Source organism: Pseudomonas profundi (assembly GCF_008638305.1).
GTDB classification, from domain to species: Bacteria; Pseudomonadota; Gammaproteobacteria; order Pseudomonadales; family Pseudomonadaceae; genus Halopseudomonas; species Halopseudomonas profundi.
In genome coordinates, this window is sequence record NZ_VTPZ01000001.1 from 539,049 (window position 1) to 553,021 (window position 13,973).

A 13,973-nucleotide genomic window follows, 5' to 3' on the forward strand; every position below is an offset into this window, starting at 1 on the left:
ATTGCTCCAACATGGGGAGCTATTGTTTTTATACATGGATGGTGCGGTTTAAACGCCGAGCATGGCGTTCAGTTGATCTCGTTTTCCTGCAAGCTCGGCTGCGCTGAAGTTATCGATTACCTGGCCGTGCTCTATCAGGTAATGTCGATCAGCCAGGGGCGCAGCAAAGCGGAAGTTCTGTTCAACCAGGACGATGGTCATGCCGCGGCGCTTGAGCTCCAGCAGTACCTCGCCTAGACGCTCGACAATCACTGGCGCCAGACCTTCGGTAATCTCGTCCAGCAACAGCAGCTTGGCGCCGGTTCGTAGAATGCGAGCCATGGCCAGCATCTGCTGCTCACCGCCGGACAGGCGCGTACCCTGGCTCTTGCGCCTTTCATACAGGTTGGGGAACATCTCGAAGAGCTCATCCAATGACATACCGCCGCTCGCCACAGTGGGCGGCAACAAGAGATTTTCCTCTACCGACAGACTGGCGAAGATGCCCCGCTCCTCTGGGCAAAATCCGACGCCCAGACGGGCAATCCGATGCGCTGCGACATTCAGGGTTTCGCGTCCATCGATCATGATCGAGCCGGTACGCCGATCGACCATATTCATAATGGCTTTCAGTGTCGTGCTGCGGCCTGATCCGTTGCGCCCGAGCAGTGTTACCAGTTCGCCGCGATTCACCTCCAGATTGATACCGTGCAGGATGTGCGACTCGCCGTAGAAGGCGTGCAGATTGTTGATCAGCAGTTGTGCTTCAGGACGACTCATGCGGGCTCCTCCTCGGTTTCTTTGCCCATATAGGCTTCGCGAACCAGCGGATTAGCCGAAACGGTGTCGTAATCGCCTTCGGCCAACACAGCGCCACGAGCCAGTACGGTCAGGCGGTCACACAGGCGGCTCACGACGCTGAGGTTATGCTCGACCATGAGGATGGTCCGGCCCACCGCCGCACGCCGTATCAGCTCAACCACTGCATCCACGTCCTCGGCGCCCATGCCCTGAGTCGGCTCATCGAGCAGCATCACCGTTGGCTCAAGCGCCAGGGTCGTGGCCAGCTCAAGGGCGCGTTTACGGCCATAGGGCAACTCAACGGCCAGCGTCGTGGCGTAGCTTTTCAACCCCACTTCTTCCAGTAAGGCCATGGCCCGATCGTTCAGCTTGTCCAGACGATTTTCCGGCACCCAGAAGTGAAAGGAATTGCCTTCGACCCGCTGCAACGCAACACGCACATTTTCCAGCACAGTCATATGGCCGAATACAGCCGAGATCTGGAAGGAACGCACCAGACCCTGACGCGCGATCTGATTGGACTTGAGCGAGGTGATCTCGCGACCCTCATACAGAATGGTGCCGGAGGTCGGGACCAGGAACTTGGTCAGCAAGTTGAAGAAGGTGGTCTTGCCGGCACCATTAGGGCCGATCAACGCATGGATGTGGCCCTTCTCCACCTGGAGGTCGACATGGTCCACGGCGGTGAAGCCACTGAATATTTTGGTGAGACCCTTGGTCTCGAGTATGAGGTCGCTCATTTCTGATTAACTCTCTGCTGGGTGATAGTTGTTTTTATTCAACCGAGCACTACGCCCAGGGGATATGGCCGTAGAAAGTCGACTCGCATGCACTGGCAACAAATCTGCCAACGTCATTACCCGAGCCCTGAAATCAGGAACCGAGCGCCGCGATACAAGCTGACCCGGAACGCAAATCCAGATTATGACGGGCATTGATTAATGTCAACATCATTACCTTAATTTAATTAAAGGCAAAAAAAGACCGGCAAGAAAGGCCGGTCAGAAGGGAATTCTTTCAATGCTTTAGTGCAATCACAGCCGCACAGTCACTATTCCTTTATCAGCTGTTCGACCTCTGGCCGGGCGCTTTCAAGGGAGACTTCCGACAGGTCTGTCTGAACCCGATTCAGGTAATGCAAAAGACTCACGGAATCGTCGAAAGGCAGGCTTTTCAGGCCCTGCGCATAAAACTCGTAGATTCGTTCCTGTAGCTGTTCCCAGTACAGACGCCCGTGCTCGGTCATTACTACCAGCCGGGCCCGCCCATCATCCGGATGCGGTATGCGCAATACGTGCTTGTCGCGCTCCATGCGCTTGAGCACCCCGTCCAGGCTCTGCCGGCTGACGACGAGATATTCTGTCAACTTGTTGAATGAAATACCTTCTTCGTATCCCTGCCGTGAGAGCGCTCCGAGCACCGCCCATTGCACGGTACTGATGCCCATTTCATTCTGAACCTGACGCTGCAGCGTGTTCCCCGTCTGGAACAGGCGGAAAAACAGCCTATTCGCTATTCCGTCTCGTTCATCGTGTTGCATAGGTTCCGTTGCTCCGGTATCCGGTCAATTCGGCCAGCTCCGCATACCGCAATAGCGGAGCTTCATTTTTTCAATGTTTCGCGGGCGATGATGTTCTTCATGATCTGTGCCGTGCCATCGCCGATCTGCAAGCCCTGTACGTCGCGCAGTCGCTGACCGAAGGGCAGGTCTTCACCGTAACCGGTATGACCGTGCGCCAGCAGGCACTGATTGATCACGTCAAAGGATAACTTTGGCCCCCACCACTTGTTCATTGCCGCTTCGGTGCTGTGCGGCAGCCCGCTGTCTTTCAGCCACAACGCATTAAAACACTGCAATCGGGCAGCATGCACGAACGTCTGGTATTCGGCCAGCGGATGAGTCAATCCCTGGAAACCTGCCAATGGCTGACCAAAGGCCTGACGCTGGGTCAGCCATTGCCAGGTTTCGTCCAGCGATACCTGGGCCAGGGCCAGACACTGCAGGCCGATCAGGGCGCGGCTGTAATCGAAGCCCTGCATCACCTGCTTGAAGCCTTTGCCTTCATCGCCGAGCATATTCGCCGCCGGCACTTCGACATTATCAAAGAAGATCGAACCGCGGCCAATAGCGCGCTGCCCGGCGTCCTCGAACCGCGTCGTGGTAATACCCGGCAGATTCATCGGCACCAGGAAGGCGCTGATACCATTGGCGCGCTGCTCGACGGTGCCGGTACGGGCAAAGACAACCGCTACGTCAGCCTGATCAGCCATGGAAATGGAGGTCTTTTCACCGTTGAGTACAAAGGCATCACCGCGCCGTTCGGCCTTGAGCCGAAGGTTGGCAGCGTCAGATCCGCCGTGTGGCTCGGTCAGCGCAATGCAGACCACCTTGCGGCCTGCGGTAATCTCAGCCAACCACTCACGCGCCAGCTCCGGCGCAGCGTGGCTGGCGATGATCTGGCCATTAAGTGACGCTAGCAGCGGGATGTAGCCGACGTTGAAATCACCCTTGGAAATCTCTTCGATGATGACACCGCTGGTCATGCAGTCCAGATCGCTGCCGCCGAATTCCGATGACAACTCACCACCCAGAAAACCCATCTCGCCCATCTGCTGGATGGTTTCGCGCTCGATCCGGCCTTCCTTGTCCCGCCGGCGATACCCTGGGGCGAGCACGTCGGCGCTGAAGCGCGCAACACTTTCGCGGATGGCGTTCTGTTCGTCACTGAATGCAAAGTTCATATCGTATCTCCAAACCCGGCTGCCAGACTCTGTTGACCTTTCACAGCGAAACGCGGAGAAAGGTCAACAGACTCTAATGTTTGCCGGCGGCGAACCACCGGCATCACGCTGTTATTTATAGAATTTGCGGAAGTCAGGCTTGCGCTTTTCGAGGAACGCTTTGCCGCCTTCCTTCGACTCGTCAGTGTCGTAGTACAGACTCAGCGCCTGCATACCCAGGGCACCTATACCGGCGATGTTCTCGCTATCGGCATTGAACGAGCGCTTGGCGATGGATAGTGCTGTTGGGCTCTTCTCGAGAATCTCGTCGCACCACTTCTGCACTTCGGCATCGAGCTCGGACTGGGGCACAACCGCGTTGACCAGGCCCCATTCCATTGCCTGCTGCGCGGTGTACTTGCGGCACAGGTACCAGATCTCCCGGGCGCGTTTTTCGCCAATCACGCGGGACAGATAGGCGGTACCGAAGCCCGGATCCACCGAACCGACCTTGGGACCCGCCTGACCGAAGATGGCGTTATCCGAGGCGATGGTCAGATCGCATACCACGTGCAGCACATGGCCGCCGCCGATCGCGAAGCCGTTAACGCGGGCGATGACCGGCTTGGGCACCTGGCGGATCAGTGTCTGCAGCTCTTCCACCGGTAAACCGATGATGCCACGACCGTCGTACTGACCGTCGTGCGCGCCCTGATCACCACCGGTACAGAAAGCCTTGTCACCGGCACCGGTGAGCACGATGACACCGATGCTCTTGTCCCAGCCAGCGCGATTGAAAGCATCCAGCAGCTCCATGCAGGTCTGGCCGCGGAAAGCGTTGTAGCGCTCCGGGCGGTTGAGCGTGATGGTCGCGACGCCGTCTTTTTCTTCGTAGAGGATATCTTCGTAGTTCATGTTGTTTTTCTCCTGTTAGCCGGCCATGGTCAGGCCGCCGGACACACTGATCACCTGGCCTGTAATGAAATTCGCATCGTCGCTGGACAGCAAAGCAATGATGCCGGGGAAGTCTTCTGGCTGACCGAGGCGACGCATCGGCACAGCGTTCTTGAATGCTTCGAGCAGCTTCTCGGGGTTGTTCGCAGTGTCCGCGACGCCCTTGAGTAACGCGGTGTCCGTCGGGCCGGGGCACACCACGTTCACGGTGACGTTCTTGGTGGCCAGCTCGCGCGCCAGGGTCTTGCTCAGACCCACCAGACCCGCCTTGCATGCGGCGTAAACTGCTTCACCGGAGGAGCCGACGCGCGCTGCGTCGGACGCAATATTGACGACCTTGCCGCCGCCCGCCTCGAGCATTTTCGGCAGCACCACGTGGTGCATATTCAGCGCACCGGTCAGGTTGATGGCGATGAGCTGCTCCCACATCTGCGGCTCGGTCTTGAGGAACGGCATGAAGCGATCAAAACCAGCGTTATTGACCAGCACTGTCGGCACGCCGAAGTCCGCTTCGATTGCCGCGACGGTGGTTTCGATCGCTGCGTAATCGGTGATATCCGCTGCGTAGGCCTTGGCCTTGCCACCGTTCTCAATAATCAGATCTACAGTGGCCTGGGCCGCTGCCTGGTCGCGATCAAGCACTGCGACATTGCACCCTTCCTCGCCAAAGCGAGCACAGACTGCGCGACCGATTCCGCCACCGCCGCCGGTGATGATGACCGTTTTCCCATTAAGACCTTTCATAGCAAACCTCTCTGCAGCTTGGATTGAGCGCTCAGGCCCGTTTGGCCGGTGCGATTTGAACGTTCTGCGCCAGCTCGCGCAGCTTGAATTTCTGGATTTTTCCCGATGGCGTGCGGGGCAATTCCTGCAGCACCTCCAGATACTCCGGCAGGTAATTGCGTGATACGCCCTGCTTGGAAAGGAAGGCAGCCACTTCGTCGAGCGTGAGGTCGGTATATCCGTTATGCAGGGTCACGTAGGCGCACATCCGCTCGCCAAGGCGCGAATCCGGACAGCCCACCAGGGCGACCGCGGAAATGCCGGGGTGCTTGTAAAGCAGGTTCTCGATCTCGACCACCGGAATGTTCTCGCCACCGCGGATGATCACGTCCTTGGTGCGGCCGGTGATACGGATGTATCCATCCGCATCGATGGTCGCCAGATCCCCGGTGGCGAACCAACCCTCGTCGTCCACGCTGTACAGCTCTGGCCGCTTGAGGTAACCCACAAACAGGCTTGCGCCGCGGACCAGGAGATTGCCTTCCTGCCCTGCGCCCATCTGCTCGTGCTGGTCGTTTTCAATCTTGACCTCCGTGAAAGGCAACGCCACGCCATCGGTAGTGCTCCAACGCGAGGCGTCATCCTCCGGACGGGTCATAGTCACGGCACCGTTCTCGGTCATGCCCCAGGCGGAAATGATCCTGGCAGGCAGCACGCCAGCGGCACGCTCGACCAGTGCGCCGGGAATGGGCGCTCCGGCGGAAACGAAGATGCGCAGGGAATCGAGATTGCCGGTAGCCGTCGGAGCGGTGTCGATCAGGTCGGCCAGGAACGGCGTGGAGGCCATGGTAAAGGTGGGCTTCTCGGCCGATGCGATGCGGCCAAAAGCTTTCGCATCCCAGATATCCTGCAGCACCACGCGCGCTTTCAAATAGACAGGCATCAGCACGCCATACAGAAAGCCTGTCTGGTGCGCCATTGGCGAGGACATCATGACCACATCATCAGCATTCAGATGCAGGCGCTCGGCATAGGGCCGCACATTGCTGAACAGGGTATTGGAGGTATGCAGAACGCCCTTGGGCTCACCGGTAGTGCCGGAGGTAAACAGAAGCTGGATGACATCGTCTGCCGACGGCTTGCGCTCGGCGAAGAGCGCCGCGGTGTCGGCCTCCTCTTCCCAGGCGCGCTCCAGCAGCACCTTCTCGAAACTGTCTTCACCCTGGCCGTCAATCACCAGAACCTGTTTGAGGTTTGGCAGGTCGGCACGAATATTGGCGGCCATTTCCGCATAGTTAAAGTTACGGAAAGATTGCGGCACGACCAGTACGCGCGTTTCGGCGTGGGCCAGCATGAAGCGCAGCTCGCGTTCGCGGAAAATCGGCATTAGAGGATTGAGCACCGCACCGATGCGCACACAGGCCAGGTTCAAAGCAATCATTTCCCACCAGTTAGGCAACTGACAGGACACCACTTCACCCTTCCCTACACCGAGCGCCGCCAGGCCTGCGGCCATGCGGGTGACAATGCTATCAAGCTGACCGTAGGTGAGCTCCCTGCGCTCATCGCTGGCGACTCGATAGCCGACCACGGCCACTGCGCCAGGTGTCTGGGCGACGATTTCGTCAAGATAGTCAGTAATGATCATGTCATTCCACGCACCACTACGGATCATTCCGGCACGACGTTCAGTAAAGCCATCTGTTGTTATTTTCATCACTATCTCCCGAGAGAGTGGCGGTTCTTTTATGTGCAGGTCCTGGCACTCAATACGTGCTGCCTGTTGTTCAAAACATTAAGACTGGTCGCGCTATATGTCAACATGTTGTCTTTATATTTTTTCGCGCCTAAACTCTGAGCTGTCAAGCCCGTCACCGCTCGGTTAGGGCGTGCCTGTTCACTCAAACAAGAAGGAAAACAGATGAGTTACAGCAACATTCTGGTGGAAACCCACGATGCGATCGGCCTGATTCGGCTGCATCGCCCCGCCGTATACAACGCGCTGAATAACGCCTTGATGGATGAGCTGGGAGACGCTTTACGTGCCTTCGAGCAGAATGCGGACATCCGCGCAATGGTCATCACCGGGAGTGAAAAAGCCTTCGCCGCGGGTGCGGACATATCGGAAATCCGCAGCATGTCGTTTTCCGATGCCTACCTGAGCAACTTCGTAACCGCCAATTGGGAACAGGCTGCCCATTGCCGCAAACCGGTCATCGCTGCCGTTGCAGGGCTGGCACTGGGTGGAGGATGTGAACTGGCGATGATGTGCGATTTCATTATCGCTGCCGACAATGCCCGTTTCGGACAACCTGAGGTCAAGGTCGGCACACTGCCGGGCGCCGGCGGGACGCAGCGACTGGCCCGGGCAGTGGGCAAGGCAAAGGCCATGGACATGTGCCTGACCGGGCGCACCATGGACGCCCAGGAAGCCGAGCGCAGTGGACTGGTCAGCCGCATCGTGCCGACCGACAAGCTACTTGAGGAAGCGTTAAGCGCCGCGTCTGCAATCAGCGCCAGTTCCGGGATGGCGGCCATGCTCAACAAGGAGGCGGTGAATCGGGCCTTCGAGACCACACTGGCCGAAGGCATTCAGTTCGAACGCCGGTTGATCCATGCCAGCTTCGCCAGTGAAGACCAGAAGGAAGGCATGCAGGCGTTCGTCGAAAAGCGGAAACCGAGCTGGCGCCATCGGTAATAACTTACCTTTGCCGTCAGGAACGATCGTTGTGTCTGAGGCTTAAATAACCCGCGAATATCTGGTCGTCTCACCCGACGCCTGATAAGCGTCAAAGACCATGCAGATCGAGCGTACCAGCAGTCTTCCTGCAGGCATCACGGTCAGACTGCCCTCCTCCAGACTCAGCAGTCGATCCCGGTGCATCTGCTCAAGCACCGGCCAGCAATCGGCGAAGTACTCACGAAACACGATCTCGAAACGCTGCTCGATATCGGCGAATTCGAGTTCAAAATGGCAGATAAGCTGGGAAATCACGGCGCGGCGCAGCCGGTCATCTGCATTGCAGACCAGCCCACGATGCGTAGCAAGCTGGCCGTTTTCAAGGCTGTCCTGATAGCCCCGGACGTCGTTGTCGTTCTGGCTATACAGGTCACCGATCTGGCTGATTGCCGACGCGCCCATGCCAATCAGATCACAACGGCCGTGGGTGGTATATCCCTGGAAGTTTCGCTGCAGCAGCCCGGTTTCCTGCGCGTTGGTGAGACTGTCATCCGGCAGGGCGAAGTGATCCATGCCAATGTACCGATAGCCGGCGCTGGTGAGCTGATGCACGCAGCCCTCGAGCATCGCCAGCCGGGCTTCGGCTGACGGCAGGTCTGCTTCATTGATGTGCCGCTGGGGAGCAAAACGATCAGGCAGATGGGCGTAACTGAAAACCGACAACCGATCCGGCCTGAGTTCGATAATGGTCTCGAGGGTTCTGGCGAAGCTGTCCGGGGTCTGTTTTGGCAAGCCGTAGATCAAGTCAATATTGATCGACCGGTAGGCCAGGGTTCGCCCCGCATCCATCACAGCCTGGGTTTGCTCAATACTTTGCAGCCTGTTGACGGCACGCTGTACCTGCGGGTCGAGATCCTGAACGCCCAGGCTGAGCCGGTTGAAACCCAACTCACGCAGCATGCCGATAGTCGACCAGTCCGCTTCACGCGGATCGATTTCGATGCTGTAGTCGCCGATATCGTCTTCATGCAGGGAAAAGTGCGCGCGGAGCTTGGCCATCAGTCCGCGCATTTCAGCATGGCTGAAAAAGGTTGGCGTTCCCCCGCCGAGATGTAGCTGCTCGACCATCTGATGCCGGCCGATAGACTGGCTGACCAATTCAATTTCACGATAGAGCGCCCGCAAGTAGGGCTGGGAACGACTGCGATCCTTGGTGATGACCTTGTTGCAGGCGCAGTAGTAACAGCTGTTCGCACAGAACGGCACGTGCAGGTACAGAGAAAGGTCCCGGCCGGCTGCCTTGCTCGCAGCCAGAGCATACTCCAGCACCAGTGGTGACATGTCTTGGTGAAATTGCAGCGCTGTGGGGTATGAGGTATAGCGCGGGCCTGCCTTGTCATAACGGCGAATGAGCTCCGCGTCCCAGCGAATGGGGTTGAACATGGCGTTCTCCGGCTACGAATACTGATGTCGCGCAGGTTAAACGCTGGCTCGGGGCGTCATGTTGACGCATATCAACACAGCCCAACTTTCCCCGTACCGCTGGTCAGAGCATGAACATCGCCTTGGCACATACGACTATCAGCGCGGCGTGCAACAGCAGGCTGATATTGATCCAGCGCATGCCCACCGGGCCGACCGGCGCACGGCGGCGGGTCGCTGCCAACGCCAGGTAATGCACAATGATCGAGGTGGCGAGAATCAGCTTCAGACTGAGCAGCATCGAGAAATTGCTGGAGAACGGTGTTTGCAAATGCTTCCAGTAATTAGTCAACAGCCCGAACCCTGCCCCGTACAGCACCAGTGCTACCAGATGGATCACCAGCATGAACCGCCGACGCACAGACTGGTCCAGTTCACTGAGGCTTTGCGCAGGAAGTTGTCTACTGGCGGGCCATAGAACGAATATCTGGAAGAACAGGCTACCGATGAATGTGGCGGCAGCGAGCAGATGCAACGTCTTGATCGCGAGGTAGGTCATGGCAGGTCCGTCAACGGGCAAAGCGTCAGGATACCGCAAACCGGTATCGAATTTGAGGTTCAATCGCGCGTTCCGGGGAATGGTCCGGGGCATCGCGCAGGGCCCGGTTCGTCCCGGCCCCCAGGCTCTGGCATTATTTCAGTACACTGCCTTGCCAGAAGGGCTACCGGAAAAGGAATCTGATGCGTTTGAAGCTGGTTTACCTTGCAGAATTATTGTCAGCCCTTCTTGTGCTCGGGCAGGCTGAATGAGGCTCTCACGCTTGCTTGCCTGCATTGCGCTGATCTGGAGCCTGAGCTGCCCACTTGTCGTGACCGCCGGAGGCCCCCTTACCCTCGCAGCCGCTTCGGACCTGCGTTTCGCTCTGGAAGAGATCATCCACGAATGGGACGCGCAGCATCCGCAGGAAAACGTGCGGGTGATTTACGGCTCCTCGGGTCGCTTCGCCACCCAGATCCGCCAGGGCGCCCCTTTTGATCTGTACATGTCAGCCGATGCCGAGTATGCCGTGGCATTGCACCAGGACGGCTTCACTGCAGAGCCGCCGCAACCCTATGCCATTGGCCGGATCGTGTTGTGGAGCCGCGATCGCCAACTGGCCGAAGCAGGCCTTGGGGAGCTGGCAGTTACACGCCCCAAACGTTTGGCGATTGCACGACCCTCGCATGCCCCGTATGGGGCGAGAGCCCAGGAAGCCCTGCTGGCAAGCGGAGTGTGGGCCACGGTGGAACCGACCCTGGTTTACGGTGAGAACATTTCCGGTACCGCGCAAATGGCAGAATCCGGCGCTGCGGACGCAGCGATCATCGCCCTCTCCCTCGCCTTGCATCCGGACATGCAGCGTCAAGGGCATTACCGGCTGATCGACGACAGCCTGCATTCCCTATTGCTACAAGCGATGGTGGTGACGCGTCGCGCGCGCGACAACCGCAGTGCGCATCGGCTGGCACAGTTCATCCTCGCCCCTGAAGCGCAGCTGATCCTGCAGAAATACGGCTTTGCCGCTCCGCCTGAAAGTCTTGATCTACCCGCGCCCTAAGCCGAGCGGCTATCATGAGTCGATGAATATTCCTCACGCTGGCTACCATGCTGACACTCAGCCCTGAAGACTGGACCGCCATAGGCGTGACCCTGCGGCTTTGCCTGTTTACTACGCTGATCCTGCTGGGTATTGGCACGCCGATCGCGTTATGGCTGGCGGCGGGGAACAGCCGCCTACGTTCTGTGGTTCAGGCCCTGGTGGCTTTACCGCTGGTGCTGCCTCCCACGGTGCTGGGCTTCTACCTGCTATTGACGCTTGGGCCGCAGGGATGGGTTGGCGGCACGCTGCAACAACTGGGTTTCGACCATCTGGCATTTACCTTTAGCGGCATACTGATCGGCTCGGTTATCTATTCTCTGCCGTTCACTGTTCAACCATTGCAGCAGGCATTTCGTCAGGCCGGTCGGCGCCCTCTGGAGGTGGCAGCCTCACTGGGGGCAGGTCCAATGGATCGCTTTTTCAGCATAACGCTACCGCTCGCTCGAAGCGGTTTTGTGATCGCCGCGACACTGACATTTGCCCACACCCTGGGTGAGTTCGGCGTCATCCTCATGATTGGCGGCAGTATTCCGGGGGAAACTCACGTGCTGTCGACGACGATTTTCGCCCACGCCGAAGCCATGAATTACGCCGCCGCGCACCGACTATCCCTGTTGCTGATTGGCGCCGCTTTTGCCGTGCTTTTTGTGGTGTATCTGGCGAATGGCCGGCGCTCCCCGGTGGTGCAACCATGACGTTGAAGGTGAGTGCCCGATTGCAGCATCCAGGTTTCGCCCTGGACATAGACACGGCTCTGCCGACCCAGGGGGTAACGGCTGTATTCGGTCGCTCAGGCTGCGGCAAGACCAGCCTGCTGCGGATTATCGCCGGGATTGAGCGCAGTGCCGATGCACAGGTTCGCTTTGGAGATGACGTCTGGCAAAGCGGTCGGAAGTTCGTTCCGCTGGAGCGCCGGCGCATCGGCTTGGTATTTCAGGAAGCGTCATTACTGCCGCATCTCGGCGTACGCGATAATCTGCTTTACGGCTATCAGCGCACGCCACAACACCTGCGCCGGCTGGAACCGGATAAAGCCATTGCGCAACTGGGGCTGGAGCCGCTACTGCAGCGCAACATAGACCAGTTGTCCGGCGGCGAGCGCCAGCGCATTGCGCTTGGACGGGCCTTGCTGAGCAGTCCGCAACTACTGCTGCTGGACGAGCCCTTATCCGCACTCGACGCGCCCAGCAAACGTGACATCCTGCCTTATATCGAGCAATTGGCGGGCAACTTCGATGTACCGGTTGTGTATGTAAGCCATGCGGCCGGTGAGATCGAGCGCCTGGCCGATCATGTGGCGTTCATGCGGGACGGAAAGATCGACGCCGTCGAAACCCTCGAACAGGCGCTCGCCCGGCCTGACTCACCCCTGTTTAATGACGAGGGCCCGGCTACCGTCCTGCATGGTGAACTCCGTTCAACCGACAGTACCGGTTTGGCGTGTTTCCAGAGCGGATCGCTAACGCTGCGATTGCCTGCCACCGGGGGCCCAGCGCCCCTTGCCAGACTGCGCATTCGCGCCCGCGATGTCAGCCTGGCGCTGGACCCACCAACACGCATTAGCATTCTCAACCACCTGCCTATGCGCATTCAGACCATCCGCCCTCCCTGTGACGGCCGGGTTGTTGTCGAAGGTCGTCTCCCTGACGGGCAACTGCTGCTGTCCGAGATAAGCGGCTGGTCCTGTCAGGAGCTCGGGCTGACGCCAGGAACCCTGATCTACGCACTGATAAAGGCTGTTTCGCTACTGGACTGAGCTGCTGCGGCGGCGGCTGGATCGCCTATTTCCGGGGGCCATATCACTTGATCGCGGCACCTCGGTACAGGCGTGCGCCGTGCGACATTGGCGATCGCGCAAGTTCACTCGCAAACGCCCTATTGTGACGCAATCTGCCTCAGTAACGAGCAATATATTGACTCGTTCCACAAATATACAAAATCCACCAATATCCCACTCTGATACACCTATAGTTGCAAAGTCACCTTCTCAGGCTACTGCCAGAAACATTGGTGATATTGGTTCTTCGAGCCGCCGAGAACCCCGCGGATGCCAGGTGACACAGTTCAGGCTACCGCTGCAGCCTTGGAGGCGAGGCCATCCCGATTGCTTTTATCTAATAAGGAGGACATCAATGTCCGTACGAATCACAATGAAGAGAGCCCTGATGATGGGCCTGTGCATTGGTTTGTTGCCTTTGCATGCCGCTGCTTTCAACCCGCCGACCAACCCACCAACTGATCCAACGGATCCGACTGACCCACCACCATCGACCGGCACCCCGCTACCGCCTGTGTCCAGCGTAGAGACTGACGGCCCGTATCGCGTCACCATCGACAAGAATACCGGTCCTTCACGTCAGGGCTGGGTAGCGCGTCCGGCTACGCTTGGCGAGAACGGCGTGCAGCATCCGATCTTCATCTGGGGACCCGGAGCCGGCTCCACGCCAAGCAGCTATGAGGACCACCTGCGCCGTATCGCATCCCACGGTTTTGTTGTGTATTCCGAGGTCTCCAGCAGTTCGGGCGACGAGATGACCGATGCGATGGACTGGTTGATCGAACAGAACGAAAGCTCACGCAGTGATTATTATGAAATGCTCGATACTGGCCGGATTGCTGCCGGTGGCCACTCGCGCGGTTCGGTGGGCACGTTCGCCATCGGTGACGATCCACGTCTGACAACCACCATTCACGTTGCGGGTGGCTCGTTCGACGGCCGTGGTTCAAGCAACCTGCGCAAGCCTGCGGCGTATATCTGTGGTGAGGATGACACGCTTGCTACGCCAAACTGTGAAAGAGATTACCAGGCCACCCGGGTTCCTGTGTGGTTCACCGTAATCGACGATTCCAGCCACACCAGTGCAGCGCGGGACGGCTTGCCGCTGATTGTGGCCTGGCTGCGCTGGCACCTGGCCGGCGAGACCGAGCGCCGCAGCATGTTTGTCGATCCAAGCTGTGAATTCTGTGGCCCAGGCTACGAGACCGAGTACAAGAACTGGTAAGCAAAGAGGATGGCGTAATACAACAACGGGCCGAGGGACCGGCCCACTGTT

The 13,973-nt window shown here is 58.5% G+C and carries 14 protein-coding genes; 5 read left to right on the top strand and 9 right to left on the bottom strand.

From position 1 onward, the window contains the following. Nucleotides 1-48: 48 nt before the first annotated feature. From FZE95_RS02395 to FZE95_RS02425, 7 genes are all read right to left on the bottom strand, one after another. Complete coding sequence (locus FZE95_RS02395) at nucleotides 49-759, bottom strand: ABC transporter ATP-binding protein (RefSeq protein ID WP_150299199.1); 711 nt, start codon at nucleotides 757-759, stop codon at nucleotides 49-51. Next, the gene (locus FZE95_RS02400) at nucleotides 756-1,520 is read right to left on the bottom strand and encodes an ABC transporter ATP-binding protein (RefSeq protein ID WP_150299200.1); all 765 of its coding nucleotides are present in this window, start codon (nucleotides 1,518-1,520) and stop codon (nucleotides 756-758) included. Before FZE95_RS02400 ends, FZE95_RS02395 begins: the two co-directional genes overlap by 4 nt. Before the next feature lie 311 nt (nucleotides 1,521-1,831). After that, a complete protein-coding gene (locus FZE95_RS02405) occupies nucleotides 1,832-2,320 on the bottom strand; it encodes a MarR family winged helix-turn-helix transcriptional regulator (protein ID WP_150299201.1) in 489 nt (162 codons plus the stop codon). A 62-nt stretch (nucleotides 2,321-2,382) separates the two neighbouring features. Further along, nucleotides 2,383-3,522: a cyclohexanecarboxyl-CoA dehydrogenase gene (gene aliB, locus FZE95_RS02410; RefSeq protein WP_150299202.1), complete on the bottom strand. Its 1,140-nt coding sequence runs from the start codon at nucleotides 3,520-3,522 to the stop codon at nucleotides 2,383-2,385. Nucleotides 3,523-3,633: 111 nt separating this feature from the next. Further along, complete coding sequence (locus FZE95_RS02415; protein WP_150299203.1) at nucleotides 3,634-4,416, bottom strand: enoyl-CoA hydratase-related protein; 783 nt, start codon at nucleotides 4,414-4,416, stop codon at nucleotides 3,634-3,636. A gap of 15 nt (nucleotides 4,417-4,431) precedes the next feature. Beyond that, nucleotides 4,432-5,199, bottom strand: a complete 768-nt coding sequence (locus FZE95_RS02420) for an SDR family NAD(P)-dependent oxidoreductase (protein ID WP_150299204.1) — start codon at nucleotides 5,197-5,199, stop codon at nucleotides 4,432-4,434. Between the two features lie 31 nt (nucleotides 5,200-5,230). Beyond that, nucleotides 5,231-6,895, bottom strand: a complete 1,665-nt coding sequence (locus tag FZE95_RS02425) for an AMP-binding protein (protein WP_150299205.1) — start codon at nucleotides 6,893-6,895, stop codon at nucleotides 5,231-5,233. A gap of 204 nt (nucleotides 6,896-7,099) precedes the next feature. Here FZE95_RS02425 and FZE95_RS02430 point away from each other — a divergent pair, with 204 nt between their 5' ends. Further along, nucleotides 7,100-7,876 (top strand): enoyl-CoA hydratase, encoded by a 777-nt coding sequence (locus FZE95_RS02430; RefSeq protein ID WP_150299206.1) that lies wholly within the window; start codon nucleotides 7,100-7,102, stop codon nucleotides 7,874-7,876. Between the two features lie 42 nt (nucleotides 7,877-7,918). Here FZE95_RS02430 and hemN read toward each other — a convergent pair whose 3' ends face one another. Continuing rightward, on the bottom strand, nucleotides 7,919-9,301 hold the full coding sequence (gene hemN, locus FZE95_RS02435; RefSeq protein WP_150299207.1) for an oxygen-independent coproporphyrinogen III oxidase: 1,383 nt from the start codon (nucleotides 9,299-9,301) through the stop codon (nucleotides 7,919-7,921). A 103-nt stretch (nucleotides 9,302-9,404) separates the two neighbouring features. Next, complete coding sequence (locus FZE95_RS02440; protein ID WP_150299352.1) at nucleotides 9,405-9,839, bottom strand: hypothetical protein; 435 nt, start codon at nucleotides 9,837-9,839, stop codon at nucleotides 9,405-9,407. Nucleotides 9,840-10,086: 247 nt separating this feature from the next. Here FZE95_RS02440 and modA point away from each other — a divergent pair, with 247 nt between their 5' ends. From modA to FZE95_RS02460, 4 genes are all read left to right on the top strand, one after another. Further along, complete coding sequence (gene modA / locus FZE95_RS02445; RefSeq protein ID WP_150299208.1) at nucleotides 10,087-10,878, top strand: molybdate ABC transporter substrate-binding protein; 792 nt, start codon at nucleotides 10,087-10,089, stop codon at nucleotides 10,876-10,878. A 50-nt stretch (nucleotides 10,879-10,928) separates the two neighbouring features. Continuing rightward, nucleotides 10,929-11,615 (top strand): molybdate ABC transporter permease subunit, encoded by a 687-nt coding sequence (modB, locus tag FZE95_RS02450; protein ID WP_218573704.1) that lies wholly within the window; start codon nucleotides 10,929-10,931, stop codon nucleotides 11,613-11,615. Further along, a complete protein-coding gene (gene modC / locus FZE95_RS02455) occupies nucleotides 11,612-12,676 on the top strand; it encodes a molybdenum ABC transporter ATP-binding protein (protein WP_150299210.1) in 1,065 nt (354 codons plus the stop codon). Before modB ends, modC begins: the two co-directional genes overlap by 4 nt. A 376-nt stretch (nucleotides 12,677-13,052) precedes the next feature. Then, complete coding sequence (locus FZE95_RS02460; RefSeq protein WP_150299211.1) at nucleotides 13,053-13,922, top strand: poly(ethylene terephthalate) hydrolase family protein; 870 nt, start codon at nucleotides 13,053-13,055, stop codon at nucleotides 13,920-13,922. Nucleotides 13,923-13,973: the final 51 nt, after the last annotated feature.